This is a genomic window from Streptomyces sp. NPDC094147 (assembly GCF_044764265.1).
Taxonomy (GTDB): Bacteria; Actinomycetota; Actinomycetes; order Streptomycetales; family Streptomycetaceae; genus Streptomyces.
This window is the reverse complement of record NZ_JBIWHT010000009.1, coordinates 33,120-59,857: the sequence shown is the minus strand read 5'-3', so window position 1 is coordinate 59,857 and position 26,738 is coordinate 33,120. Positions and strand designations below refer to the sequence as shown.

The following is a 26,738-nucleotide window of genomic DNA, read 5'->3' as shown; positions in this document are numbered from 1 at the left end:
GGCGTCAGCTCCTCTCCGCGGTGCCGCGGCCCTGCGGCGACGTGGGCGGCAGGGGGTCGGTGCGCGAGACCTGGGTGGCCGGATACGCCTGCCGGCCCGGAGCGGTCGGCGGCGCCGGCACCTCGTCGATCCGCTCGGCGGCCTCGATGCGGCAGGCGCACACCTTGTACTCGGGAATCTTGGAACGGGGGTCGAGGGCGTCGATGGTGAGCGCGTTGGCGGCCGTGGGAACGGGCCAGTGGTACGGGATGAACACGGTGTCGGGACGGATGGCCTCGGTGACCAGAGCGGGGAAGACCTCGCTGCCGCGCCGGGTGACGACCCGGACCGGGTCGCCGTTGCGGAAGCCGTGCGAGGGGTGGACCTCCACCCAGGGGCGCGGCGTCTGCTCGACCAGCGCGCCGAGCCGGCGGGTCTGGTTGCCGGACAGGAAGTGCGCCACGGTGCGGCCCGTGGTCAGCGACATCGGGTGCTCTTCGTCGTACGGGTCCATCGGCGGATGCCATTCGACGACCTGCATGTGCACCGTGCCGTCCGGGTGGAAGGTCTTCCCGCCCTCGAACAGGCGGGGCGTGCCCGGATGGTCGGTGGAGGGGCAGGGCCAGGCGATACCGCCGGTCTCCTCAAGGCGCTCGTAGGTGATGCCGTAGTAGTCGTTGACCGTTCCGGCCGACGCGCTCCGCAGCTCCTCGAACACCTCGCGCGAGCCCGGAAAGGCGAACTTGTCGCCCACACCCAGGCGTTGGGCGAGCTGGCACATCACCCAGGTGTCGGTGCGCACCCCGCCCGGTGGCTCCTGTGCCTTGTTGTGCTTGACCACCCTGGCCTCGGCGTTGGCCATCACCCCCTCGTCCTCGGCCCAGGTGGTGACGGGGAAGACGACGTGCGCGTTGGCCGCTGTCTCGGAGAGGAAGAAGTCGAATTGAGCGTGGAACTCCAGAGTGTCGTAACCGTCCTTGACCGTCCCGTAGTTGGGCAGGGAGACGAACGGGTTGTTGCAGATGCCGATCAGGCCGCGGATCTCCTGGCGCTGCATCTGCCAGACCATTTCCATCATCGAGGTGCCCGCGGGCGGGAGTTCGGACTCCTCGATGCCCCAGATCTCGCAGATCTGCCGCCGGTGCTCCGGGTTGGTGATCGACCGTCCGCCGGGCAGCAGATCGGCCTTCTGGCCGTGCTCCCGGCCGCCCTGGCCGTTGCCCTGGCCGGTGATGGTGCCGTAACCGGCGCCGGGCTTGCCGAGGTTGCCGGTGGCCGTGCAGAGGTTGATGACGGTCAGGCAGTTCTCGACGCCCTGGGAGTGGTGCTCGATGCCCCGGGCGTGCCAGGCCATCGCCCGGGGGGCGCCCGCGAAGACCCGGGCGACCTGGACGACCTGGGAGGCGGGGATGCCGCAGATGTCGGCGGCCCGCTCGGGGGTGTAGGGGGTGACGGCGGCGCGCACCTCGTCCCAGCCGGTGGTGTGCTCGGCGAGGAACCGCTCGTCGGCGAGTCCCTCGTGGATGACGACGTTCAGTACGGCGTTGAAGAAGGCCGCGTCGGTGCCGGGTTTGAGGGCGACGTGGATGTCGGCGGTGCGCGCGATGGCCGTCTCGCGCGGATCGACCACGATGAGACTGGCGCCGCGGTCCCTGGCGCCCCACAGGTACTGGGTCATGACGGGGAAGCACTCCCCGACGTTGGACCCGGCGATCAGCAGGCAGTCGGTGAGGAGGATGTCGGAGAACGGGTTGCCGGCCCTATCGATGCCGAAGGCGAGTTTGTTGGCACCGGCGGCGGAGACCATGCACAGCCGGCCGTTGTAGTCCACGTGCCGCGTCTTCAGCGCAACGCGGCCGAACTTGCCGACCAGGTACGTCTTCTCGGAGAACAGGCTCGCACCGCCGAGCAGCCCGAAGGCGTCGTTGCCGTGGGCGGCCTGGATGCGGCGGATCTCGGCGACCGTGAAGTCCAGCGCCTCCTCCCAGGAGACCTCGCGGAACGGCTCGTCGCGGGAGCGGCGCATCAGCGGGGCGGTCAGCCGGTCGGGGTGGTTGACCTGCTGGTAGGCGTTGATGCCCTTGGGGCACAGCCGCATCCGGTTGATGTCGTGGTTGCGTGGCTCGACCCCGAACACCTTGCCCGCTCTGTCGACGCGCAGATACATGCCGCACTGCACTCCGCAGAAGCAGCAGTGGGTGGGGACGAGGGTCTCGCCGTTCTGGTCGGCGTGCCACTGGTCGGCGGGGATGCCGCCCGCGTCGCGGAAGTTGCGGGTGCCGGGCGGGGCGATCGAAGGGTCGAGCGGGAGGGGCCGGCTGCTCACTTGAAGCCCTTCTTGACATGGCCGAGGTATGCGGAGCCGCGCAGCACCCGCTTGCAGCGCGGGCAGTACGCGGCCCAGGCGTCGAAGCCGAGCTTCAGGTCGCGCATGGTGCCCTGCAGGTTCTCGACGTACGGGGCGGTGTCGATGGGCTCACCGCAGCGCTTGCAGGGGAACACCCGCTCGTCCTGGCGGCCCGTGTACTTGAAGAGCTGCATGCCGACCGCGGCGGGCCGCTGCACGATGTGGAAGAACTTCCCGAACGGGATGTAGATGAGGGTGAACACCACGGCCACCATGTGCAGCACCGCCAGGAACTGGTAGCCGCCGCCGTGCAGGAAGATCGACGAGAAGGTGAGGAGGAGCCCCGTCACGGAGATGACGATCAGCGCGATCAGCGGGACGAGGTCGTAGGCGAAGCGCTGGCCGGTGATGGCCCCGCGGTCCCTCATCCGCCGCCACAGGAAGTACGAGGCGCCGGGGATCACCAGGACGGCGGCGATGTCCAGGCCGTGGAACATCAGCCAGCCGACGAAGCTCAGCGAGTCGAAGCCGAGGACCTTGAACCCCCAGATGCGCATCTCGTAGCCGGGGCCCGCGCCGGAGACCGCGGTGAAGGTGAACCAGCCCCAGGTGAGGGGGAAAGTGATCGCGGCGGCCAGGATGCAGCCCCAGAAGATCAGCTGGTGGGCGGCCCAGCGGGCGTGCGAACGCGCGCCGAGGAACTTCTGGAAGCCGAGATAGGTGGCGATCATCCTCGGCAGGGCGGTGGGTGCCTTGCGGAAGTTGGCGGCCGAGAACAGGCTGCGCCAGCCCTGCTTGAAGAGGCGGCGTGCGCCGGGAGAGGAGATCCACACGGTGTAGCGGTAGGCGACACCGAAGGCCAGAAACACGGTGGCGACCGCGTACGGAAGGAGCGCGGAGTCGAAGTCCTTGAGCAGCCGGCTGCCGAACACGATGGCCAGGACGAGAAGGAGGGAGACGGCTGTGCCGGCCAGCGACGCGCGCAGCGCCACGGAACGCGGGGCGGACGCGGCGGCCAGGACCGGCACCGGTGGCGGCGCATCCGGCAAGGACGCGTCCGGTGGTGCGGCGAGGGGTGCGGGTGGCTCGGTCACTCCGCCACGTTAGGGATATTTAGGCGAATATCACCCGTTTTAATGGTCAACAGGGTGAGTGAGCCCACCCCGAAGGCCCCGGCACACCCTCCGAGCGACGGCTGGTGCGACAGGCGGCGCGCTGGGAGCGCGGCGCCGCCCTGAGCCAACCCGCTAACCCGCTTCCCCGCCGAAAGCCGGGACGACACCCAGCTCCTGAAGGAGGCGGAGGAGGTCCTTGTCCGACCACTTTTCGGCGAGCTTGCCGTCCTCGATGCGATGGATCACCGTCGCGGTCATCTCCATCGGCCTACCGGTGGCGGGAATACCAGGGAGGTCCCCCTCGTGCACTCCACGAGCCGTCAGCCGGGTCACCACCTTGTCGCCCTCGGCGATCTGGTCTTCGATCTCGTGGGTCCCGGGCGTGGACTCCCAGAACAGGCGGAACTCCGCCTTGAGCCCCTCGCGACCGGGTCCGAACCCCGGAAACGGCGGCGGCGAGTGGTCCTGGTAATTCTCGGCCACGAGCTCGTCCATGGCATCCAGGTTGCCCGCGTCGATCTCCTGGTAGAAGCGGCGAACCAGCTTCTTGTTCTCCTCGGTGGACACCGGAACTCTCCTCGCGCTCGCTTCGTGTCGCCGGAACGGCACAAACAGTCCGAACGGCATACAGGACCCGAATCGTCACCCGTGGAATCCCTGGTCCCCACCCACGACGCGCCAGGCCGTCGCGGCCGTTCACTCAGAAAGGGTTACGCAGATGCTTCGAGGCAGGAGGGATGGGCGGGTGCCGGACAACACCGAGGTCAGATCACGTTCAGGCCGTGCGAGGTGAAGATCTCGCGGGCGGCCGCCACCTGGTCCGGGGTCGGTGACGGGGTGTCGTGGAGCGTGAAGTTCATACCGAGGGCCTGCCACTTGCCCTCGCCCAGCTTGTGGAACGGGAGGACGTCGACGCGGGAGACATTGCCGAGAGCGGCGGCGAAGGAGGCGACACCCTCGACGTTGCCGGGGGCGTCGGTCAGACCCGGCACCAGAACGAAGCGGACATGGACCTCCTTGCCGACGTCCGCGAGACGACGCGCGAAGTCCAGCGTCGGCTGCAACGGACGGCCGGTGACCTTCTTGTACGTCTCGCGGTCCCAGGACTTTATGTCGAGCAGCACCAGGTCCACGTCGCGCAGCAGCGCGTCGGTGGCACGGGTGCCGAGGAAACCGGAGGTGTCCAGGGCGGTGTGCAAGCCGAGTTCGTGCTTGTAGCGGTGCAGGAGCTCACCGGCGAAGACCGGCTGGAGCAGCGGCTCGCCACCGCTGACGGTGGCGCCGCCGCCCGCCGCCCGGATGAACGCCGTGTACTTGGCGGCCTCGGCGACCACGTCGTCGGCGGTGGTGCGCTTGCCGTCGCGCATCCGCCAGGTGTCGGGGTTGTGGCAGTACAGACAGGTCAGCGGGCAGCCCGAAAGGAAGGTGACGAAGCGCGTGCCCGGACCGTCGACGCCGGTCGACAGGTCCCATGAGTGCACCGAGCCGACGATCGGCCGGCGGGTGGCCGCCCCGGCGAGCGTACTGGCGTCCTCGTCACACCCGGCACGGGCCGGCCGGCCGACGGGGAACTCGGGGCTGAGCAGAACGGCCATGGCAGGACCTTCCTGGACTTGCGGGAGGGGTGGGGTGGGTGGGCGGGGCGGGGGGGTTGGGGGGGAGGGGGCCCCTCCCCCCCTCAAAGCCCCCCATGAAACGTCCGGTTGATGACATCCACCTGCTGCTCCCGGCTGAGCCGGACGAAGTTCACCGCGTAGCCCGAGACCCGGATGGTGAGCTGGGGGTAGTTCTCCGGGTGCCGCATGGCGTCTTCCAGGGTGGCTTTGTCGAGCACGTTGACGTTCATGTGGAAGCCGTCGCTGGCCATGAAGCCGTCGAGGACGCCGGACAGGTTGGCGACGCGCTCTTCGGGGGTGCGGCCCAGGGCGTCGGGGGTGATGGTGTTGGTGAGCGAGATGCCGTCCTCGGCGTCGTCGTAGGGGAGCTTGGCGACGGACAGGGCGGAGGCGATGTAGCCGTGCTCGTCGCGGCCGTTCATGGGGTTGGCGCCGGGGGCGAACGGGGTCCCGGCGCGGCGGCCGTCGGGGGTGTTGCCGGTCTTCTTGCCGTACACGACGTTGGAGGTGATGGTCAGGACGGACTGGGTGTGGACGGCGTCGCGGTAGGTGGGGTGCTTTCGCACCTTCTCCATGAAGTCGCGCACGATCTGGGTGGCGAGGGTGTCGGCACGGTCGTCGTTGTTGCCGTACGCCGGGTAGTCGCCCTCGGTCTCGTAGTCGACGGCGAGGCCGGTCTCGTCGCGGATGACCTTCACGCGGGCGTGCTTGATGGCGGACAGCGAGTCGGCGGCGACCGAGAGGCCGGCGATGCCGCAGGCCATCGTCCGGAGGATCTCCTGGTCGTGGAGCGCCATTTCGATGCGCTCGTAGGCGTACTTGTCGTGCATGTAGTGGATGACGTTGAGGGCGTGGACGTACGTCTTGGCCAGCCAGTCCAGCATCGCGTCGTACCGCGCGGCGACGGTCTCGTAGTCGAGGTGGTCGCCCTCGACGGGCGAGAAGCCCTCGACCACCAGCTTCCCGGTCCTCTCGTCGCGGCCGCCGTTGATGGCGTACAGGAGTGCCTTGGCGACGTTGACGCGGGCGCCGAAGAACTGCATCTGCTTGCCGACGGCCATGGCTGAGACGCAGCAGGCGATGGCGGTGTCGTCGCCGTACTTGGGGCGCATCAGCTCGTCGGACTCGAATTGGATGGCCGAGGTGTCGATGGCGACCTTGGAGGCGAAGTCCTTGAATCCGGTGGGGAGTTGCTGGGCCCAGAAGACGGTGAGGTTGGGCTCGGGGGCGGGGCCCAGGTTGTAGAGGGTCTGCAGGGCGCGGAAGGTGGTACGGGAGACGAGCGGGCGGCCGTCCTCGCCGATGCCGGCCAGGGACCAGGTGACCCAGGTGGGGTCGCCGGAGTACAGCTCGTTGTATTCGGGGGTGCGCAGGAAGCGGACGATGCGGAGCTTGATGACGAAGTCGTCGATGTACTCCTGGGCTTCGGCCTCGGTGATGAGGCCCTGCTCGATGTCGCGCTGGAGGTAGATGTCGAGGAAGTTGTCGATGCGGCCGATCGACATGGCGGCGCCGTTCTGTTCCTTGACGGCGCCGAGGTAGGCGAAGTACAGCCACTGGACGGCTTCGCGGCCGGTGGTGGCGGGGCCGGAGATGTCGTGGCCGTACGACATCGCCATGGCCTTGAGTTCCTTCAGCGCCTTGATCTGCTCGGAGATCTCCTCGCGGTCGCGGATGACGTGCTCGGTGGCCCATGCCTCGCCGAGGCGGGCCTTGTCGGCTTCCTTGTCTTCGATGAGGCGGTCGACGCCGTACAGGGCGACGCGGCGGTAGTCGCCGATGATGCGGCCGCGGCCGTAGGCGTCGGGCAGGCCGGTGATGATGCCGGAGGAGCGGCAGGCGCGGATTTCGGGGGTGTACGCGTCGAAGACGCCTTCGTTGTGGGTCTTGCGGAGGTGGGTGTAGACCTCGCGCACCTCGGGGTCGGCTTCGTAGCCGTAGGCGTTGAGGGCGCCCTCGACCATGCGCCAGCCGCCGTTGGGCATGATGGCGCGCTTGAGGGGGGCGTCGGTCTGGAGGCCGACGATGAGGTCCTCGTGGTCGGCGGCGGTGCCGTCGATGTAGCCGGGCTTGAAGGCGTCGATGCGGGAGGGGGTCCTCGCGTCCACGTCGTGGATGCCCTGCTCGATCTCCTGGGGGAACATCGACAGGAGGTGGTTCCAGAGGGCGGTGGTGCGTTCGGTGGGTCCGGCGAGGAAGTCGGCGCCGCCCTCGTAGGGCGTGTAGTTCTGCTGGACGAAGTCGCGGACGTCGATGGCGTCGCGCCACAGCCCGCCCCGGAAGCCGCCCCAGGCTCCGCCGTTCTTCGTTGCCTCTGCGGGGGTCGCAGTCATGGCAGGCACCTTTCCCAAGCTGTCCGTTCTGGCCACGTCCCATTCCACTCCTTTTGATCGCTCAAAAGCGGCGGCAGAGGTCACCGGAACGGGACCCAAGGTCCCGCCCCCGAGCATCACCCCTCCCTGATCGACCACCTGACCTGGACTTTCACTCAGGCCTTTCGCCCTTGGTTTGCTCGTGAACGCATTCACAAGAATTTGAGGGACCAGCGTCGAATTAAGGGAACAGCGCCAGAAAAGGACCCGCGCGTATCGCGCGGGCCCTTTTCCATCAGGACCGTCCGAAGGAGGCCCGGCCTAGCTGGGGGATTCGGCGTTCTTGCGGGCGTAGAACCACCAGGCGACCACGATGCAGCTGGCGTAGAAGGCCACGAAGCCCCACATCGCGCTGGTCACCGCGAAGTTGGCGAACATCGCCGGGATGAAGAAGAAGCCGTACGCGGCGATCGCGGAGGTGAAGCCGGTGACCGCGCCCGCTTCCATCTCGGCCTGCTTGAGCGCCTTGGCGTACTCGGGGGAGCCCTCCTCCAGGCCCTTCAGGTGCCGGCTGCGGAAGATCACCGGGATCTGCCGGAAGGTCGAGCCGTTGCCGATGCCGGAGAAGAAGAACGCGGCCAGGAAGCAGGCTAAGAAGCCGAAGAACTTGCCCGAACCGCCGTCCACCGGAAGGAAGTTGATGACTCCGACGATCGAGAGGGCCATGCCGGCGAACGAGATGATGGTGACCTTCGCGCCGCCGAGCCTGTCGGCGATCCAGCCGCCGGCCCAGCGGGCCAGCGCGCCCAGTGCCGGGCCCATCCAGGCGTAGGTGGCGACGGAGTAGGCGGGGAAGGTCGTCTTGATGAGCAGCGGCAGGGCGGCGGCGAAGCCGATGAAGGAGCCGAAGGTGCCGACGTACAGCCAGGTCATCAGCCAGGTGTGCTTGCGCTTGAAGATGATCTTCTGGCGGCTGAACGGGGTAGCGGCGACCTTCAGGTCGTTCTGGCCGAACCAGGCGATCAGCGCGAGGACGACGAGGACCGGCACCCACAGGAACGCGGCGTTCTGCAGGTAGACGGGGGTGCCGTCCTTCTTGTGCTGGGCGGTGCCGATCGCGATGGTCGAGAAGGTGATGACGATCGGGGTGAGGAGCTGGACGACGGAGACGCCGAGGTTGCCGAGTCCGCCGTTGATGCCGGTGGCGTTGCCCTTCTCCTTCTTCGGGAAGAAGAAGCCGATGTTGGCGAGCGAGGAGGCGAAGTTGGCGCCGCCGATGCCGCACAGCGCCGCGATGATCACCATGACGCCGTACGGGGTGGAGGTGTCCTGGATGGCGATGCCGAGCCAGATCAGCGGGACGATCAGCACCACCGTCGACAGCGCGGTGAAGCGGCGCTGGCCGATCATCGGGCCGAGGAAGGTGTAGAGGATGCGGGCCGTGCCGCCGGTGAGGCCGGGGATGGCGGTGAGCCAGAACAGCTGCGAGGTGGAGAAGGAGAAGCCGACGTCCTTGAGGTTCGTCGCGGTGACGGACCAGACCTGCCAGACCACGAAGGCGACGAGCAGGGCGGGGACGGCGATCCACAGGTTCCGGTGGGCGACCTTGCGGCCGACCGAGCGCCAGAAGACCTCGTTCTCCGGCTCCCATGCGGTGATGGTGCGGCCGGGACGGTAGTTCTCCGGGTCGTACGAGGGTGTGGCGGCGGGGTCGGCCGCCTGCCGCGTGGACGGCTGGAGCGCGGAACTCATGGTGCTTCCCAGGGGGTTGAGACGAGTCCTGATATATCCAGACTGCGCAGCCGACCCGCGAAGGGTGAGAGGCGAATGCCTCGATTACCCGCGGCCCTAGGTCCCCGCCCCGGCCGCCGTAGGGCCCCGCCGGGGGGGGCGACCGGAACCGGGCGCTGAGCGCTCCGCGGCAAGTGGCCTTCGTCGACTGCCGGGCCGGCCGCAGCTGGTCGCTCAGCTCCCCGCGCCCCTCCCCGCCCCCCTTGTGCTGAACCGGTACGAATCCGCATGAATCCCCCTGGCTGGAAGTGTTCGCCGCTTGGTGCACGGGCCCGTCTGGTGTGCTGTGCGCATGCCACGGATGACCGCACGCAGCCGCCATGAGGCGCACCGCGCCTCGACCCCGCTGGAGCTGTTCTTCGACCTCTGTTTCGTCGTCGCCGTCGCCCAGGCGGGCGCCCGGCTCGTCCACGCTCTCGCGGAGGGCCACGTGGGCGCGGGGCTCGCCGGTTACGCGGCGGTCTTCTTCGCCATCTGGTGGGCGTGGATGAACTTCACGTGGTTCGCCTCCGCGTACGACACCGACGACGCCCTGTACCGGGTGGTGACCCTCGTCCAGATCACCGGTGTGCTGATCCTCGCCGCCGGGGTGCCCCGCGCCTTCGACAACAACGACTTCACGATCTCGGTCATCGGGTACGTCGTGATGCGGCTCGCGATGACCAGCCAGTGGCTGCGGGCCGCCGCGACCTGCCGGGACGCCGCCGAGCGACAGGTGTGTCTGCGGTACGCGGCGGGCATCGTGGTGTGCCAGCTCGGCTGGGTCGGCATGCTGTTCGTGCCGGAGTCCGCCCGCACCTGGGTGTTCCCGCTGCTGGCGCTCGCCGAACTGTCCGTACCGATGATCGCCGAGCGCCGGCACAGCACCAGCTGGCATCCGCACCACATCGCCGAGCGGTACGGCCTGTTCACGCTGATCGTGCTCGGTGAGACGGTGTCCGCCGCCACCATCGCCGTACAGCAGGCCCTCGACGAGCACGACGAGCTCGGCGATCTGCTGCCGCTGGCGGCGGGCGGGCTGCTCATCGTGTTCGCCGCCTGGTGGATCTACTTCGCCGTCCCCATCCACGCCCATCTGGCCTCCAACCGGCAGGGTTTCTTGTGGGGTTACGGCCACTACGTGGTGCTCGCGTCGGCGGCGGCGATCGGTGCGGGCATCGAGGTCGCGGTCGAGCAGACCGTCGGCAAGGCCCCCATCTCGACGGCTGCCGCGGCCTCCGCCGTGACCGTCCCGGCCGCCGTGTTCATGCTGACGGTGTGGCTGCTGCACTCCCGCCACTTCAAGCAGGGCCTGGCTCAGCAACTGACGCTGCCGGTCGCCGCGTTGGCGATCCTGCTGTGTACGTTCGCGGGCCGTACGGCGGTGCCGCTGGCCGGCGGGGTGGCGGCGCTGACCGTGGCGGTGGGGTCGGTACTGAAGAGCCGCCGCCCGGAGCGGCCGGAGCGGACCGCCCCGGCGGCCTGATCCGGCCCATGGGCCAGAATCGGCCGCATGCGCTATCTCCTGCTCGGCCCGCTGCACATGGAGGGCCCCGAGGCCGTCCCCGCCGGGGCGCGGCAGCGCTCGCTGCTCGCCTTCCTGCTGCTGAACGCCGGGCGCACGGTGCCGGCCGGGCGCCTCGCGGACGTCCTGTACGGGGAGGAGCCGCCGGCCGGGGCCGCGGGCGCGCTCCAGTCGCAGGTCTCCCGGCTGCGCAAGACCGTCGCCATCGAGTACGGCCCGGCCGGGTACCGCCTCGTGGCCGACCCGGACGACGTGGACGCGCTCCGCTTCGAACGGCTGGCCAGGGACGGTGCGCGGGCCCGCGAGGCGGGTGACCCGGGGCGGGCGGCGGTGCTGCTGCGCGAGGCGCTGGGGCTGTGGCGCGGGCCCGCGCTCGTGGACGTACCGGACGCGCCGTTCGCCGCCGCGCAGAGCGCGCGCCTGGAGGAGTTGCGCGCGGGGGCCGTCGAGGAGCGCGCCGAGGCCGAACTCGCCCTCGGTACCGGTCCGGCCGAGCTGCTGCCGTGGCTGCGCGAGGCGGTGGCGGCGCATCCGCTGCGGGAGCGGCTGCGGGGCCAGCTGATGCGGGCGCTGCGGCGCGCCGGCCGGGCCGCCGAGGCGCTCGCCGAGTACGAGCGGGCGCGCGTGCTGCTGGCCGATGAGCTCGGCGCCGACCCGTCCCCGGAGCTCGCGGCCGTGCACCTGTCGATCCTGCGCGGCGAGGAGTCGCGGCCCGCCGTCTCCTGTCGGCTCCCCGCCCAGCTGACCTCGTTCGTCGGCCGCGACGACGAACTCACCTCCCTGATCGGACTGTTGGGGGCATCCCGCCTCGTCACGCTGATCGGGACGGGCGGCACCGGCAAGACCCGGCTCGCCCTGGAGGCGGCCGGGCGCCTGCCCGGCGAGGTGTGCTTCGTGGACCTGTCGGCGGCGAGCGGATGCGCGTCCGCCGTACGCACCGCCCTCGGTCTGCGCGACAGCGGATCCGAGGACCCCGGGTCCGCCCTCGTCACGGCACTCCAGGACCGCAGTCTGCTTCTCGTCCTCGACAACTGCGAGCAGATCGTCGAGGACGCCGCCGCCCTCGCCCACCGGTTGCTCTCCCACTGCCCCGGCCTGCGCGTCCTGGCCACCAGCCGCGAAGCCCTCGGTATCACCGGCGAGTCCCTGCGCCCGCTCGGCCCGCTGGAGCCCCAAGCGGCGGTACGTCTCTTCGCGGACCGGGCGGCGGCAGTCCGGCCGGACTTCACACCGGAGGGCGCCAACTCGCCACTTCTGTACGAGATTTGCTCCGCCCTGGACGGGCTTCCGCTGGCGATCGAGCTGGCGGCTGCCCGGCTGAGGCAGCTGCCGCTCTCCGAGATCGCGGGCCGCCTGGACGACCGCTTCCGGCTCCTGTCGCGCGGCGACCGCACGAAGCCCGCCCGGCACCGGACCCTTCGGGCGGTGGTCGAGTGGAGCTGGTCGCTGCTGAACGAGGAGGAGCGGGAGTTCGCGGCGAAACTGACCGTCTTCGCGGGCGGCGCGACGGCGGAGGCGGCCGCCCGGGTCTGCGGCACGGGCCCCGACACGGACGACCTGCTCGCCTCGCTCTGCGACAAGTCGCTGGTGGAGGCGGGGGCGGGGCGCTACCGCATGCTGGAGACGATCCGGGCGTACGCGACCGGGCAACTGCCGCACAGAGACTTGGAGTTGACGGGCCGCGCCCATATGGCCTACTTCCTCGAACTGGCCGAGACGGCCGACCCCGAGCTGCGCTCGGCGGACCAACTCCGCTGGCTGGAGCGGCTTTCGGCGGAGCACCCCAACCTCCGGGCGGCGCTCGTCCGGGCCGTCGCAGCGGCCGGGGCCGGATCTGCCCGGGAAGGAGGAGGGGATCGGCACGACCGTCCCTGCGCGCTGCGTCTGCTGTCGGCGCTCTCCTCCTTCTGGTGGCTGCGCGGCCTGCGCGGCGATGTGGCCCCGGTCGCCGCCGAGTTGCTGCGCGCGCTCGACGGATCCGTACCGGAGGGGTTCGAGGAGGAGTACGTGCTGTGTGTGCTCGCGGCGGGGGCGGGCGGGGCGGTGCCGGAGGCGGACCGTGCGCGGGCCGGGCGGATCGTGGCGGGGCGGGACCGGGCCTTCCGTCAGCCGTTCACCGCGTTCCTGTGGGCGATCGCGGCGGGCCCGTCGGCGGGGGCCGAGCGGCCCGAACTGGTCGGTGACGATCCCTGGTCGCGGGCGCTCGCCCGAGCGGGGGCGGGGCATCTGCACCTCTTCCACTCCCGGATCGAGGACGCCGCCCGCGAGCTCTCGGCGGCCCTGGCCGCCTTCCGCGCGCTGGGCGAACGCTGGGGAACGGCGACCACGCTGACCGGCCTGGCCGGCGTCTCGGCGGCCGAGGGCGACCCGGAGGCGGCACTGGCCCGCACGGGCGAGGCCCTGGCGCTGCTCCAGGAGATCGGCGTCTGGGAGGACATCGCCGACCTGCACGACCAGCGGGCCCAAATCCTGGAATCCATCGGGGACTTGGCTGGCGCGCAGCAAGAAATGGAGCGGGCGGCGGCCGCGGGGCGGCGGGCGGGGGTAGCCCGCTGACGGCGGCCCGGTCTCCTCGTCAGTGAGCGGTGCGCGGGCGGTCAGTGGTCCCGGCGAGAGTCGTTCTCGCCGGGCGGAACACACCCCCGGCGCAGACCGCGAGCAGGCGGACCGCGAACCCGGCGGACCGCTGGCCCGAGACCGTCACAAAGGGGAGCACCACCATGTCCGACCGTTTCGGAAAGCTGCACGACAAGACCGCCCTCGTCACCGGTTCCTCCCGTGGGATCGGGCGCGGGATCGCGCTTCGGCTCGCCGCCGAAGGGGCGCTCGTGGTGGTCCACTACGGGCACGACGGGGCCGCCGCCCAGGAGACCGTGGACGCGATCGCGGCGGACGGCGGGCGGGCCTTCGCCGTCGGGGCCGACCTCGCCGGCACCGAGGGCGTCGAGCGGCTCGCCGACGCCGTGCGCAGCGGACTCCGCGCGCACACCGGCCAGGAGTCGCTCGACATCCTGGTGAACAACGCCGCCCTGACCGGTGCGCACGGGCCGTTCGCCGCGACGACGCCCGACGTCTTCGACCGGCTCTTCGCGGTGAACGTGCGGGCCCCCTTCTTCCTCGTGCAGCAGCTGCTGCCGAGCCTGCGCGACGGCGGGCGGATCATCAACATCGGCTCCGCCGTCACCCGGATCGCGCTCGGCGACGAGTTGGCGTACGCGATGACGAAGGGGGCGATGGAGACGTTCACGCGGACCCTCGCCAACGAGGCGGGGGCGCGGCGGATCACCGTCAACACGGTGGCTCCGGGGCCGACCGAGACCGACGGGACCCGCGCCTTCCTGCGCTCCTCGCCCCAGATGGAGGCGATGATGCTCCGGGGGCAGGCGCTGCCGTGGATCGGGCAGCCCGCCGACATCGCCGACCCGGTCGCCTTCCTCGCCTCCGAGGACGGACGCTGGATCACGGGCCATGTGCTCGACGCCACGGGCGGGACCTATCTCGGGCCGAAGTTCTGACCGAACTGGCGTGGTAGGGATGGGGGTTATGAAGAGCTCCCTCACCGATGTAGCCGGGTTCCGGGTCGGCCACGCGGCCGTGCCCGGCCCGAACGCCATGAGCGGTACGACGGTCGTGCTGGCCCCGCCCGGCGGGGCGGTCGCCGCGGTGGATGTGCGCGGGGGTGGCCCCGGCACCCGGGAGACCGACGCGCTGGACCCGAAGAACGTGGTCGAGCGGATCGACGCGGTGGTGCTGACCGGCGGCAGTGCGTACGGGCTCGACTCGGTGGCCGGGGTGATGGCCTGGCTGGAAGAGCAGCGGCGCGGGGTGCGGGTGGGGCCCGAGCCGCACCAGGTGGTGCCGGTGGTGCCCGCGGCCTGCCTGTTCGACCTGGGGCGCGGCGGCGACTGGCGGGCCAGGCCCGATGCGTCGGTGGGCCGGGCGGCCGTGGAGGCCGCCGGGTCCGAGGTCGCGGAGGGCAATGTGGGGGCTGGGACGGGCGCCGTGGTCGGGGGCCTCAAGGGCGGTGTCGGGACGGCGAGCGTCACGCTCGCCTCGGGTGCGACGGTCGGCGCGCTGGTCGTCGCGAACGCGGTCGGCTCGCCGCTCGACCCCGACAACGGGGTGCTGTACGGGGAGTACGGCGCCGGTCCGCTTCAACTGCCTTCCGCCGCCGTGCACTTGGCGGCCCGGGAGCGGCTCGCGCGGGCGCGGGAGGGCATGGGGCTGCCGCCGCTCAACACGACGCTCGCGGTCGTCGCCACCGATGCCCGGCTCAGCCGGCCGCAGGCGCAGAAGCTCGCCGGGACCTCGCACGACGGGCTGGCCCGCGCCGTTCGTCCGGTACATCTGATGCACGACGGGGACACCGTGTTCGCGCTCGCCACCGGATCTCATGATTCCGGTACGGCCGGGGTGTTGAGCGCCGAGGAGCTGAACTACGTTCTGGCCGCCGGGGCGGACGTCGTGGCGCGGGCGATCGTGCGGGCGGTGCGGGCCGCCGAGAGCATCGAGGGGCCCGGGGGGACTTTTCCCTCTTATGGGGATCTGTACGGGAGTTGAGACCCCGGAACACCCCGAATGTGACTGCCGTCACACCCGATTCCCGCAACCATTCACCCATTTGGGTGCTCTATGCACGTACTGGATTTTATCCCGCAGTACATCACGCAGACATGGAGCAGCCCGTGACACCGCCGGCGTCGGACAACGCAGCGCAGCCTCAGCAGTACAGCATCTCGCGCCCCGCGCGTCCGCTTGCCCGGCGCCGTGCCCGGCTGATAGCCGGGGCGGCGGGGCTGCTGGTCGGCGCGCTCGCGCTGACCGCCTGCGGTGGCGACGCGAAGGCGAAGAGCGACGACAAGGGCGGCAAGGGCACCGACGCCTCGGCCGCCAAGGACGCCTCCACGCTGAAGATCACCATCTCGGCGAAGGACGGCTCCACCAACGCCTCCATCAACGACGTCACCGTCAAGGCCGAGGGCGGCAAGCTGTCCGACGTGACGATGACCGCGGTCCAGGGCGGCAAGGCCGTGCCCGGCACGCTGGCCGCCGACGGGCTCTCCTGGAAGCCGACCGGCAAGGTCGAGCGCGGCACCCAGTACAAGATCGCCGCGAACGGCAAGGACGACAAGGGCCGGGCCGCGACGGAGAATTCGCAGTTCACCACCGTCTCCTCCAAGAACAGCTTCATCGGCACCTACACCCCCGACGACGGCGCCACGGTCGGCGTCGGCATGCCGGTCTCGTTCACCTTCGACAAGGCGATCACCAACAAGAAGGACGTCCTGTCGCACATCACGGTGACCAGCAGCAGCGGGCAGCAGGTCGTCGGCCACTGGTTCGGCTCGCAGCGCCTGGACTTCCGTCCCCAGGACTACTGGAAGGCCGACTCCAAGGTGACGATGAAGATCGCCCTGGACGGCGTGCAGGGCGCGCAGGGCGTGTACGGCGTCCAGTCGAAGGAAGTCACCTTCACCATCGGCCGCAACCAGGTCTCCACCGTCGACGTGAAGACGCAGGAGATGACCGTCCAGCAGGACGGCAAGACCGTCAAGACGATCCCGGTCTCCACCGGAAGCGCCGAACACCCCACCTACAACGGGCAGATGGTGATCTCGGAGAAGTTCACCCAGACCCGGATGAACGGTGACAGCGTGGGCTTCGGCGGCGAGTACGACATCAAGGACGTGCCGCACGCGATGCGCCTGTCGTCGTCGGGCACCTTCATCCACGGCAACTACTGGGGCGACCCGTCGGTGTTCGGCAACGACGGCACCAGCCACGGCTGCGTCGGCATGAAGGACGTGAAGGGCGCCGCCGGGGACACCCCGGCCAAGTGGATGTTCGACCACAGCCTGATCGGTGACGTCGTCGTCGTGAAGGGCTCGCAGGACAAGACCATCGCTCCGGACAACGGCCTGAACGGCTGGAACATGCCGTGGGCGCAGTGGACGGCCGACAGCGCCTCCTGACCAACTGCCGCTGTCCTGCGGCGATTTCTCCGGCCGGCCCCTCCACCGCGAGGCGCCGGCCGGAGAATTTTTCGGCCATGCCCGCTGCGCGAACGGCGATCAGGGGCTACGTTGAGCACCTTCCACGTGACCAACAGCGACGGCCGGGAGAAGCCTTGGTGCGCAACGTGCCCAACCAGAGCGGCGGCGAGCCCGAGCGGGGGCCCGGCGGCGAGTCGGCACAGGAGCAGCTGGCCGGCCTCCTGGGCCGCGCGCTGAACTCCTTCGACCTGCCCGACGAGCTGGTCGAACGCCTCGACTCCGCGCTGGCGCACACCACTTCGCTGCACTCCTCGCTGCACACCTCGGCGACCGGCCCGGCCGGCCACCGCCTGAGCCGCGAGACGTACCGGCACTGCTACCTCCTCCTGGACGGCAGCACCGTCACCCTGTGGGAGCTGGCCCACCATGACGGCCGCGCCTACGCGCACGAGGTGTACGCGGCCGAGGAGGACGCCCGCATCGCCGCCGCCCGGCTGCACCGCGGGGCACTCTCGCCGGAGTCGGCCCCGGTGGCGGAGGAATTCGGCCGCGCGGGCGGCGAGTCGGGCCCGAGCGACGCCTTCGGCGCCCTTGACGCCGTCGAGGACTTCGCGGGGTGCTGGGAGGCCGGGTTCGGGCCCGACGCCCTCCTGGAGCCGGACGGCGCCGCCCTCGGCCGGGACGCCGGGAGCGATCTCGCGCTGCTGGCCGCGCTGAGCGCCGCCCCGCTCCCCCGCCGGTACGCCCCCGACGACTCGGCGGACCACGCGCGCCGGCTGCTGCGCCGCGCCGAGAACCCGGACCGGCCCGGCGAGGGGACCGCGCGGCTCCTGCGGTCCGCGCACGCGCACCAGATCACCCAGGCGTTCGGCAGCCACTGCCGCACCGCGGGCCGCGACGCCGGGTTCGTCCTGTACGAGCACGCGTTCCTGCTGCTCGACGGCGGCGAGCTGAGCCTGTGGGAGGTCGAGCACACGGCAACCCCGGACGGCCGCCACATGTGCGAGGTGTACGCGAGTGAGCAGGCGGCCCGGACCGCCATGGAGCGCCGCGCACGGGTGGGTTGAGCCCGGCGGGGTCCGGTGTGCCTGCGGTCAGGAGCGGCCGGGGTCGAGCTGGCGGATCAGGCCCGCGAAGGCGTCCCGCTCGGCCTCGGTGAGCGCCACCTTCTCCTGGGCGGGCGGCCCGGACTGCCGGCCCACCGCGCGCAGGGTGCGCATCGCGCGCCACTCGGCCCGGTCGGCGCGCTCGCGGCGCAGGATGCGGACCAGGCCGACGACCCAGGCGACACTCGCCGCGGCGAGCACGGAAAGGCCTATCTGCTGAATGATCGTGATGTTCTGAGCCACGCGCCCCAGTAGACAACACCGGCGGGGCTTGCGGCAGGGGCTGCCGGGACTTTGGTCCTCAAGTGGTACAAGTCACGCCATGCCGACCGAAGCCGCCCGGCCCCGAGGGGTCAGCCCCCGGCGACGCGGCGGTCCCTGCGGCGGCGCCGGATGGATGCCACGTAGGTGACGAGGGACACGGTGATGATCCCGATGCTGAGACCGAGGATCAAGTGGTCGAGGTCCTCCACGCGGGTCAGCGCGTAGGCAACGCCCGCCAGCACCGCGCAGACCCCCAAGCCCTTGAGGGAGTTCATTGCTCTCCTTGATTCATTTCCACGCGGATACGCGCGTCACATAGGACTTCACGATCGACGAAACGAGCCAGTAGGTCCGCACCACGGTGTAGACCAGCTCCGGAATCAGCGCCGCTTCGACGAGCATCGCCTTCCAGCCGAGATTCCGTACCCGCAGTGCCGGATAGATGATCCAGAAGCTGAACAGCACCAGGATGAGCGGGTGTTGGGAGAAGCCGTGCCGGGCGGCCACCACGAGTTGCGACGAGCCCCAGCCCAGGATGTAGGCGGCGCCGATGAGCCCCAGGATCATGGTGGTGATGGAGTGCCAGGTGAACTTCGTCCAGCCGCGGGCGCGCAGGGTGTCCACGGTGCCCCGGCTCCACCGCTCGCGCTGCTGGATCAGCTCGCGCAGCGTGGGCATGAGGTCGGTGTAGGCGATACAGAGCTGGTTGGCGGTGACCTTCCAGCCGGATTCCTTGAGCGCCAGCGTGGTCTCGTAGTCCTCGACCAGATTGCTGTGGTCCTCCCAGAAGACCTCGCCGCGCCAGTCGAGCAGGCTCTGCAGGGCCTCGGCCCGGTAGAAGGAGCCGGCGCCCGACATGGTGTGGACGTCGCGGCGGTAGCGGGCGTTGGCCGCCCGGCCGTACTCGATGATCTGCATGCCGAGGAGGTAGCGCTGCCACGGGTTGCGCCACAGGTCGGTGCGGCCGAGGCAGGCGGCGCTGACGCCGCCGAGTTCGGGGTCGGAGGCGATGACGTTGCGGGCCCGCTCGATGAACTTGGGGTGCAGCTCGGTGTCGGCGTCCATGACGAGGACGTGCCCCACCTTGCCGGTGAGCCGTCCGCCGACGGCCTCCCGCAGCCAGCGCAGGCCGTAGTTGAGGGCGCCCGCCTTCTTGTGCGGGTTGTTGTCGAGGTTCAGGACCACCGTCCGCGGCGTGTGCTCGCTGTCCGCGAACTCCCGGGCGAAGTCCAGGGTGCGGTCGGTGGAGTTGTTGACCACGACGACGATGAGGTCGGGGCGGTGGCTCTGGTCGGCCAGCGAGTTCAGCGAGGTGAAGACGCCGATCTCCTCGTTGCGCGCCGGAACGAGGACCACGGTCTCGTAGAGGGCGGCGCTGCCCGCCTCGTCGGGGGAGACACGGCCCCTGCGGTGCCGGCTCTGCTGCCGACTGCGCGACGCACGCGGCGCTTTGGCGCGCCCTCGGCGCGCAGTAGTGCCCGACAAGGCCCTTCTCCCCCACTCAAGTCAAACTCACAGAACCTGCATGTTGTGCAGGTCTTGTGAAAGCACACCCAGAAGGTACCGTACCCATACGCGGCTGACCTGCCCAAATGAGATCGGCCACGGGAGGTCGGCGCCCACATATGTAATCACAGCGAACTCTTAGGGTCGGCAAAGGGCACCAAGGCGGACACTCCGGACCACTGGGGGCGCGTCGGGCAGTGATCAATGCCACTTGGGGCCGGAGCAAATCGGGAGCTCCTGCACATCATGGTTACGATGACGCCGAAAATGCGCCGAATATGACCCCTATGAGACCCGATGCGCAGCGCGTGTGCCGCATACCGCTGCCGCATCCCGCCAAGGAGCTTCCGTGAGCCGTCCCCGCACTTCTCGTCGTCGCGGACGGACCGTGCTCAAACTGCTGCTCCTCGCGGTCGTACTCGCCGTCGCCGGCACCGTGCTCTATCCGATGTGGCGCGACGCCCATCCCGAACCCACGGAACTCACGGTCCGCTACCGCACCGATCCCGAGGCCACCGTCACGACGGCCAAGCCGTGGGTGGAAGTCATCAACAACTCCCGGAAGACCGTGGCCCTGAGCGATGTGACGCTTCGCTACTACTTCACCGCGGACGACGGCGCAGCGTACGGCTCCAACTGCGTTCAGACGCACGTCGGTTGCTCGAATATCACGCACAAGACAGGCACCCTGGCCGCCTCGGCCCCCACCGCCGACCACTACCTCCAGATCGGCTTCTCGGCGGGCGCAGGCGAGCTGAAGCCCGGTGCCACCAGCCAGGGGATCGGCCTCCAGCTCTTCCGCCTGGACCACAAGGAGTTGAACCAGGCGAACGACCGCTCGTTCAACGCCAAGGACACCCACTACACCCGGACGAAGCTGGTGACGGCGTACCTCCGCGGCAAGCTCGCCTCGGGCGAGGAGCCGAAGGGCGGCGCCGCGTCGGGCCAGGACGCGGCCTCCCCCGCGCCGGCCGCGGCGGCGCCGGCGGGTGTCATGTTCGACAGCTTCCGCTACAGCGGCCCCGAGGACCCCGCGCTCGCCTCCAACGGCTGGCAGGTCCGCGGCGGCGAGGGCGGCCCGGGGATCAAGGACACCTGGTCGCGCGACGGCGTCAGCTTCCCGTCCGAGGAATCCGCCCAGGGCGGTCAGGCGATGCGGCTGCGGGTCTCCAGCGACGGAACCAAGCAGGGCACCAGGCAGTCCGAACTCCAGAGCACCAAGTCCGACTTCTTCACCGGCACCCTGGCCGCCCGGGTCTACTTCAGCGACAAGCCCACGAGCGGCCGGGGCGGCGACCACGTCATCCAGTCCTTCTTCACGATCTCCCCCGTGCACACCTCGCCGAAGTACAGCGAACTCGACTACGAGTACATGCCGAACGGCGGCTGGGGCGCGCCGGGTCCCCGGATCGACACGACGAGCTGGCTCAACGGCGACGGCCGGCCGCAGAGCCGGGTCACCCGCACCCAGCAGAAGCAACTCCAGGGCTGGCACACCGTGATGATCACCGCGGTGAACGGGAAGGTCAGCTACTCCATCGACGGCCAGGAGCTCTTCAGCAGCGGCAGCAAGCACTTCCCGCGCGAGCACACGGGCATCCACTTCAGCGCGTGGCTCGTCGACCTCGGCTTCAAGGGGAGCCCGCGCACCTGGGACATGAAGGTCAACTGGCTCTACTACCAGGCCGGTCAGGCGGTCTCCATGCCGGATGTCCACAAGGCCGTCGACGGCTTCTACGCCGGCGGCACCCCCTACATCAACACCCTGCCCAAGTCCTGACCCAGCGGGCCGCGGCGATGGCGGCCGCTCGACGGCGACGGCCCCGCACCTCGGAAGGTGCGGGGCCGTCGCTGCGTAGCGGTGGCTCAGGCGACCGGCTGCGGCTCGTTCGCCGGGTCGAGGAACTCCGCCTCGTCCGCCGCGCCCTCGACGTGCTGCTGCGGCCGGGCCGGCAGCGCGAACATCACCAGGAAGATCACCGCGAGGACCCCGGCGACGTACCAGAGCGCGTGCTGGAAGCCGTCCACGAAGGCCTGGTTGAGCTGCGGCGGTACGAGGCCGTCGCCGATCGAGCCGAAGAAGACGACCGAGACCAGGCCGAGGCCGAGCGCGTTGCCCATCTGCTGCACGGTGTTGATGAGCCCGGACGCCGAACCGGAGTGCTCCTTGGGGACCTCCGAGAGCACCGCGTCGGTGAGCGGGGCGACGATCAGGCCCATGCCGAGGCCCATCACGACCAGCGGGAGCGCCATCTGCCAGGGGGCGATGGCCAGGCCGTAGTGGTCGGCCTCCCAGATGTAGATGAGCAGTCCGGCCACCATCGTCAGGGCGCCCGCCTGGAGGACCTTGCGGCCGAAGCGCGGGACCAGCTTCTGCACCGACATGCCGGCCGCCACCGAGACCGCGATCGAGAACGGCACTCCGGTCAGGCCCGCGCGCAGGGCGCTCCAGCCGAGGCCGATCTGCATGTAGAGGGTCCACACGAGGAAGAAGATGCCGAGGCCGACGCCGAAGGTGGCCTGCACGGCGATGCCCGCCGCGAAGCTCTTCACCTTGAACAGCGACAGCTCTATGAGCGGGGACCCGTCCCGGGCCGCCTTCATCCGCTCGTACGCCACCAGGCCGCCGAACACCACGACGCTGCCCGCCATCGAGAGGTAGCCCCACAGCGGCCAGCCCAGCTCGTGGCCGCGGGTCAGCGGGTAGAGCAGCATCAGCAGGCCGATGATCACCAGGACCACGCCCGCGAGGTCCAGCCTGAGGGCCTTGGGGGCCTTGGACTCGCTGATGAACTTGGTGCCGAGGATCAGGCCCGCGATGCCGACCGGCAGGTTGATCAGGAAGATCGGGCGCCATTCCAGACCGAACAGGTTCCACTCGGTGAGCAGCGCGCCGAGCAGCGGTCCGGAGACCGCGCCGAGGCCGACGACCGCGCCGAACAGGCCGAAGACCTTGCCGCGTTCATGGGCGGGGAAGGTGGCGTGGACGATCGAGAGGACCTGCGGCACCATCATGGCGGCCATCGCGCCCTGCAGGATGCGCGAGGCGACGAGCATGTCCGGGTTGGCGGCGAAGCCGCACAGCGCGGAGGCGAGCGTGAAGCCGCCGATGCCGATGAGGAAGAGCTTCTTGCGGCCGTGGATGTCGCCGAGGCGGCCGCCGGTGATCAGGCCCGCGGCGAACGCGAGGGCGTAGCCGGCCGTTATCCACTGGATCGAGGAGAAGCTCGCCCCGGTGTCCTTCTGGATGGACGGGATGGCGATGTTGACGATCGTGACGTCGACCAGGTCCATGAAGGCCGCGGTCATCACGATGGCCAGGGCGAACCACCGGCGGCGGTCCGCTGCGGCAACCGCCGCGGTCTCTGGGGTACTACTGGTCGTTGTGGAGGTCATGAGAAGAAAGTTAGACCCCGTATAGGTCAGAGCGTGTCCTCATTGGAGGCGCATCCTGGTTGACATGACCGACACGCCGGCACGGCTGCTGCATCTGCTCTCCCTGCTCCAGACCCCGCGCGAGTGGCCCGGCGGCGAGCTCGCCGAGCGGCTCGGGGTGTCCCGCCGCACGGTGCGGCGCGACATCGACCGGCTGCGCGAGCTCGGCTACCCGGTGCAGGCGGCCCGGGGTGCCGAGGGCGGCTACCGCCTGGTGGCGGGCAAGGCGATGCCGCCGCTGGTCCTGGACGACGAGGAGGCGGTGGCGATCGCGGTCGGCCTGCGCGCGGGCGCGGGCCATGCGGTGGACGGCGTGGACGAGGCCTCGGTGCGGGCGCTCGCCAAACTGGAGCAGGTCCTGCCGTCCCGGCTGCGCCACCGCGTCGCGAGCCTCCAGGCGGCGACGATGCCGCTGGCCGGGCCCTGGCGCGGGGACGGAGCGAGCGTCGACCCGCACACCCTGACCACGCTCGCCTCGGCCGTGACCGGCCAGGAACGGCTGCGCTTCGCGTACGTGTCGGGCGACGGCACGCGGACCAGGCGTCTGGTGGAGCCCTACCGGCTGGTGTCGACGGGGCGCCGCTGGTACCTGGTGGCGTACGACGTGGAGCGCGGCGACTGGCGTACGTTCCGGGTCGACCGGGTCGCCGAGCCGTTCGCGACGGGGGCCCGGTTCGCGCCGCGCGAGCTGCCCGAGGCGAACGCGGCGGAGTTCGTCCGCACCTCGATGAACCGGCTGCAGCCCGTCCTGGACGTGGACGTGACCTTCGAGGCGCCGGCGGACTTCGTGACCGCCCGCCTGCCCGCCTCGCTCGGCGCGCCCGAGCCGCTGGACGCCGGGCGCTGCCGGCTGCGCACGACGTGCACCGACTCCCTGGAGTGGGTGGCGCTGCGGCTGGCCCTGGTGGACTGCGAGTTCACCGTCAACGGGCCGCAGTCGATGACGGACTACCTGCACGAGCTGGGCGAGCGCCTCACCAGGGCGACCGCGCGGGAGGAGTGAGAAGGGAGAGGGGCCCCGACACCAGGGGGGGAGAGGTGCCGGGGCCTGGAGCCCCGACACCGGGGGGGGAGGGTGCCAGGACTCGTTCTGGGGGGTGGGGCTCAGGCCGCCGCGTCGAAGCCCGTGTCGCGGGCCATCTTCTTCAGTTCGAGCAGCGCGTGCTTCTCGATCTGGCGGATCCGCTCGCGGGTCAGGCCGTGTTCCTTGCCCACCTCTGTCAGCGTACGCTCACGGCCGTCGTCGATGCCGTACCGCATCTTGATGATCGAGGCGGTGCGGTGGTCGAGCTTGCCGATCAGGTCGTCCAGCTCCTCGCTGCGCAGCAGCGTCATCACGGACTGCTCGGGCGACACCGCGGAGGTGTCCTCCAGGAGGTCGCCGAACTGGGTCTCGCCCTGGTCGTCGACCGGCATGTTGAGGGAGACCGGGTCGCGCGCCCAGTCGAGCACGTCACCGACGCGCTCGGGCGTGGAGCCCAGCTCGGCGGCGATCTCGGTGTGCTCGGGGTCGCGGCCGTTCTCCCGGTTGAACTCGCGCTGGACCCGGCGGATGCGGCCCAGCTCCTCCACCAGGTGGACGGGGAGGCGGATGGTGCGGGACTGGTCGGCGATGGAGCGGGTGATGGCCTGGCGGATCCACCACGTCGCGTACGTGGAGAACTTGAAGCCCTTGGCGTAGTCGAACTTCTCGACCGCGCGCACCAGGCCGGCGTTGCCCTCCTGGATGAGGTCGAGGAGCGGAAGACCCGCCCTCGGGTAGCGGCGGGCGACGGCGACGACGAGCCGGAGGTTGGAACGGATGAAGAGGTCCTTGGCGCGCTCACCGGCGGCGTACAGCGCCTCCAGTTCCTCGCGCGAGGCGCCTGCTGCCGTGCTCTCGACTTCCCCGTCGAGGACCTGGCGTGCGTACACACCGGCCTCGATGGTCTGTGAGAGCTCGACCTCCTTGGCGGCGTCGAGCAGCGGCGTACGCGCGATTTCGTCCAGGTACATACCGACCAGGTCGCGGTCGGCGATCTCACCGCTGACTGCGCGAACACTGCTCCCCGAGTCCGAACCGCGAGAGGCGGACTGTCGGCGGGCGACGGCGCGGGTTGCCATGCGTGCTCCCTTGCTGAGTGTGTCGCGACACCCTCCCGGGTGCCCTGCATCCGATGGAAACAACGGCTGGAATCCGGACAGAATTCCCGACCCGCCCATCGATTTTTGTGATCATGCAGTACCCTGTCCCGCCACGAGAGGGGGGCGGATGCCGCAGGAACGTACAGAGGTGCAGGTCAGGCCAGGCGTCGAGGCCGATCTGGGGGCGCTCACGGACATTTACAACCACTTCATCCGTGAGACCGCCATCACATTCGACACGACCGCCATCACCCCCGAACAGCGCCGTCCGTGGCTGCACTCCCACCCTGAAGACGGCCCGCACCGCCTTCTGGTTGCTCACGATGACCGATTTGTCGGCCAGGGCGGTCGGGGCGGGGTTCTGGGCTATGCGACGAGCGGCCCCTTCCGTCCGAAGGCCGCGTACTCGACGTCCGTCGAGGTGAGCGTGTACTGCGCCCCCGGGGCGGTCGGCCGGGGTGTGGGCACGCTCCTGTACCGCTCGCTCTTCGAGGCGCTGGCGCACGAGGACGTGCACCGCGCCTACGCCGGGATCGCGCTGCCGAACGAGGCCTCGGTCCGGCTGCACGAACGGTTCGGCTTCGCCCATGTCGGCACGTACCGGGAGGTGGGCCGCAAGTTCGGCCGCTACTGGGACGTGGCCTGGTACGAGAAGGAGCTCGGGGAGCGGTAGCGGCGGGGGCCGCTCAACTGCCTTGCCCCGCAGGCCCGTTCAGCCGTACTGCACCGACCTCTTCGCCAGGCCCATCCAGAACCCGTCGATGACGCTGCGCGCCCCGCCCGCCTCGCGCTCGCTCGCGCCCATCGTCACGAACAGCGGGGCGAAGTGCTCGGTGCGGGGGTGGGCGAGGCGGCCGCCGGGGGCCTTGTGCTCGAAGTCGAGCAGGGCGTCGACGTCGGCGGCGGCCAGCGCGCGGGCGCCCCAGTCGTCGAACTCGGCCGACCAGCTCGGCACCCGGCCGCCCGCGTGCCGCAGCGCGGCCAGGTTGTGGGTGAAGAAGCCGCTGCCGACGATCAGCACGCCCGCGTCGCGCAGCGGCGCCAGCTTGCGGCCGATGTCGTACAGCTCGCGCGGGTCGAGGGTCGGCAGGGAGATCTGGAGGACCGGGATGCCGGCGGCGGGGAACATCTCCACCAGCGGGACGTACGCGCCGTGGTCGAGCCCGCGGTCGGGCATGTCCTGGACGGGCATGCCGGGCGCGCGCAGCAACTTGCGTACGGAGTCGGCCAGTTCGGGCGCGCCGGGGGCGGCGTACCGCACCTGGTAGTAGTGCTCGGGGAAGCCCCAGAAGTCGTAGACGAGAGGCACGGTCTCGGTGGCGCCGAGGGCGAGCGGGGCTTCTTCCCAGTGCGCGGAGACCATGAGGACCGACTTCGGCCTGGGCAGGGCCGCGGACCAGGCCGCGAGTTCGCCGGGCCACAGCGGGTCGTCGGCGAGCGGCGGGGCGCCGTGGGAGAGGTACAGGGCGGGCATGCGCTCCGGCTGGGCGACGGTCATGACGGACTCTCCGGGTCACTTGCTGCTGTCGGCTACCGCTGTCGGCCGATCCGCCGGACGATCCGGCGACCGGCACTTACTTGAAATCTCAAGTTAACCTTCCCCGCCACCATAACCCCGGCTGGTTCAACTTTCAAGAAGTGCTCGG

21 protein-coding genes are annotated in these 26,738 nt (G+C 70.3%); 9 read left to right on the top strand and 12 right to left on the bottom strand.

What is annotated here, in order from left to right; genetic code table 11:
* Nucleotides 1-4: 4 nt before the first annotated feature.
* From ACIQ8J_RS16240 to ACIQ8J_RS16215, 6 genes are all read right to left on the bottom strand, one after another.
* Nucleotides 5-2,305, bottom strand: a complete 2,301-nt coding sequence (locus ACIQ8J_RS16240) for a molybdopterin oxidoreductase family protein (protein ID WP_403271367.1) — start codon at nt 2,303-2,305, stop codon at nt 5-7.
* Nucleotides 2,302-3,420: an MFS transporter gene (locus tag ACIQ8J_RS16235; protein WP_403271365.1), complete on the bottom strand. Its 1,119-nt coding sequence runs from the start codon at nt 3,418-3,420 to the stop codon at nt 2,302-2,304. The genes ACIQ8J_RS16240 and ACIQ8J_RS16235 overlap by 4 nt, the downstream gene beginning before the upstream one ends.
* A gap of 153 nt (nt 3,421-3,573) precedes the next feature.
* Entirely contained in the window at nt 3,574-4,008 is a 435-nt protein-coding gene (locus tag ACIQ8J_RS16230; protein ID WP_403271363.1) for an ester cyclase, read from the bottom strand.
* 197 nt (nt 4,009-4,205) lie between these two features.
* Complete coding sequence (gene pflA / locus ACIQ8J_RS16225; protein WP_403271361.1) at nt 4,206-5,036, bottom strand: pyruvate formate-lyase-activating protein; 831 nt, start codon at nt 5,034-5,036, stop codon at nt 4,206-4,208.
* Between the two features lie 83 nt (nt 5,037-5,119).
* On the bottom strand, nt 5,120-7,390 hold the full coding sequence (gene pflB / locus ACIQ8J_RS16220) for a formate C-acetyltransferase (protein WP_403271359.1): 2,271 nt from the start codon (nt 7,388-7,390) through the stop codon (nt 5,120-5,122).
* A 300-nt stretch (nt 7,391-7,690) separates the two neighbouring features.
* A complete protein-coding gene (locus tag ACIQ8J_RS16215) occupies nt 7,691-9,121 on the bottom strand; it encodes an MFS transporter (protein WP_403271357.1) in 1,431 nt (476 codons plus the stop codon).
* Between the two features lie 331 nt (nt 9,122-9,452).
* Between ACIQ8J_RS16215 and ACIQ8J_RS16210 the strand changes: the two genes are divergently transcribed.
* The 6 genes from ACIQ8J_RS16210 (at nt 9,453) to ACIQ8J_RS16185 (ending at nt 17,724) form a co-directional block, all read left to right on the top strand.
* Nucleotides 9,453-10,625: a low temperature requirement protein A gene (locus ACIQ8J_RS16210; protein WP_403607842.1), complete on the top strand. Its 1,173-nt coding sequence runs from the start codon at nt 9,453-9,455 to the stop codon at nt 10,623-10,625.
* 27 nt (nt 10,626-10,652) lie between these two features.
* Nucleotides 10,653-13,220, top strand: coding sequence for a BTAD domain-containing putative transcriptional regulator (locus ACIQ8J_RS16205; RefSeq protein WP_403271247.1), 2,568 nt, complete (start codon nt 10,653-10,655; stop codon nt 13,218-13,220).
* Between the two features lie 164 nt (nt 13,221-13,384).
* The gene (locus ACIQ8J_RS16200) at nt 13,385-14,179 is read left to right on the top strand and encodes an SDR family oxidoreductase (protein ID WP_403271245.1); all 795 of its coding nucleotides are present in this window, start codon (nt 13,385-13,387) and stop codon (nt 14,177-14,179) included.
* Between the two features lie 28 nt (nt 14,180-14,207).
* Nucleotides 14,208-15,224: a P1 family peptidase gene (locus tag ACIQ8J_RS16195; protein ID WP_403271242.1), complete on the top strand. Its 1,017-nt coding sequence runs from the start codon at nt 14,208-14,210 to the stop codon at nt 15,222-15,224.
* A 113-nt stretch (nt 15,225-15,337) separates the two neighbouring features.
* A complete protein-coding gene (locus ACIQ8J_RS16190) occupies nt 15,338-16,636 on the top strand; it encodes an Ig-like domain-containing protein (protein WP_403271239.1) in 1,299 nt (432 codons plus the stop codon).
* A 167-nt stretch (nt 16,637-16,803) separates the two neighbouring features.
* A complete protein-coding gene (locus ACIQ8J_RS16185; RefSeq protein WP_403271645.1) occupies nt 16,804-17,724 on the top strand; it encodes a DUF6227 family protein in 921 nt (306 codons plus the stop codon).
* A 27-nt stretch (nt 17,725-17,751) separates the two neighbouring features.
* Here the strand turns inward: ACIQ8J_RS16185 and ACIQ8J_RS16180 are convergent, their stop codons facing one another.
* The 3 genes from ACIQ8J_RS16180 to ACIQ8J_RS16170 form a co-directional block, all read right to left on the bottom strand.
* Nucleotides 17,752-18,006: a hypothetical protein gene (locus ACIQ8J_RS16180; RefSeq protein ID WP_403271236.1), complete on the bottom strand. Its 255-nt coding sequence runs from the start codon at nt 18,004-18,006 to the stop codon at nt 17,752-17,754.
* Between the two features lie 110 nt (nt 18,007-18,116).
* A complete protein-coding gene (locus ACIQ8J_RS16175) occupies nt 18,117-18,302 on the bottom strand; it encodes a hypothetical protein (protein ID WP_403271233.1) in 186 nt (61 codons plus the stop codon).
* Nucleotides 18,303-18,315: 13 nt separating this feature from the next.
* A complete protein-coding gene (locus tag ACIQ8J_RS16170; protein ID WP_403271230.1) occupies nt 18,316-19,512 on the bottom strand; it encodes a glycosyltransferase family 2 protein in 1,197 nt (398 codons plus the stop codon).
* 370 nt (nt 19,513-19,882) lie between these two features.
* On the opposite strand from ACIQ8J_RS16170, the gene ACIQ8J_RS16165 reads away from it, so the two are divergent.
* Complete coding sequence (locus tag ACIQ8J_RS16165; RefSeq protein WP_403271227.1) at nt 19,883-21,313, top strand: cellulose binding domain-containing protein; 1,431 nt, start codon at nt 19,883-19,885, stop codon at nt 21,311-21,313.
* 86 nt (nt 21,314-21,399) lie between these two features.
* Here ACIQ8J_RS16165 and ACIQ8J_RS16160 read toward each other — a convergent pair whose 3' ends face one another.
* A complete protein-coding gene (locus ACIQ8J_RS16160) occupies nt 21,400-22,929 on the bottom strand; it encodes an MFS transporter (protein WP_403271225.1) in 1,530 nt (509 codons plus the stop codon).
* Between the two features lie 64 nt (nt 22,930-22,993).
* Here ACIQ8J_RS16160 and ACIQ8J_RS16155 point away from each other — a divergent pair, with 64 nt between their 5' ends.
* Entirely contained in the window at nt 22,994-23,971 is a 978-nt protein-coding gene (locus ACIQ8J_RS16155) for a helix-turn-helix transcriptional regulator (protein WP_403271222.1), read from the top strand.
* A 101-nt stretch (nt 23,972-24,072) separates the two neighbouring features.
* Here ACIQ8J_RS16155 and ACIQ8J_RS16150 read toward each other — a convergent pair whose 3' ends face one another.
* Nucleotides 24,073-25,071 carry an RNA polymerase sigma factor RpoD/SigA gene (locus ACIQ8J_RS16150; RefSeq protein ID WP_403271220.1) on the bottom strand — a complete coding sequence of 333 codons (999 nt, stop codon included), beginning with the start codon at nt 25,069-25,071 and terminating at the stop codon, nt 24,073-24,075.
* Nucleotides 25,072-25,219: 148 nt separating this feature from the next.
* Between ACIQ8J_RS16150 and ACIQ8J_RS16145 the strand changes: the two genes are divergently transcribed.
* Nucleotides 25,220-25,765, top strand: a complete 546-nt coding sequence (locus tag ACIQ8J_RS16145; RefSeq protein WP_403271217.1) for a GNAT family N-acetyltransferase — start codon at nt 25,220-25,222, stop codon at nt 25,763-25,765.
* Between the two features lie 39 nt (nt 25,766-25,804).
* Here the strand turns inward: ACIQ8J_RS16145 and ACIQ8J_RS16140 are convergent, their stop codons facing one another.
* A complete protein-coding gene (locus ACIQ8J_RS16140; protein WP_403271214.1) occupies nt 25,805-26,590 on the bottom strand; it encodes a dioxygenase in 786 nt (261 codons plus the stop codon).
* Nucleotides 26,591-26,738: the final 148 nt, after the last annotated feature.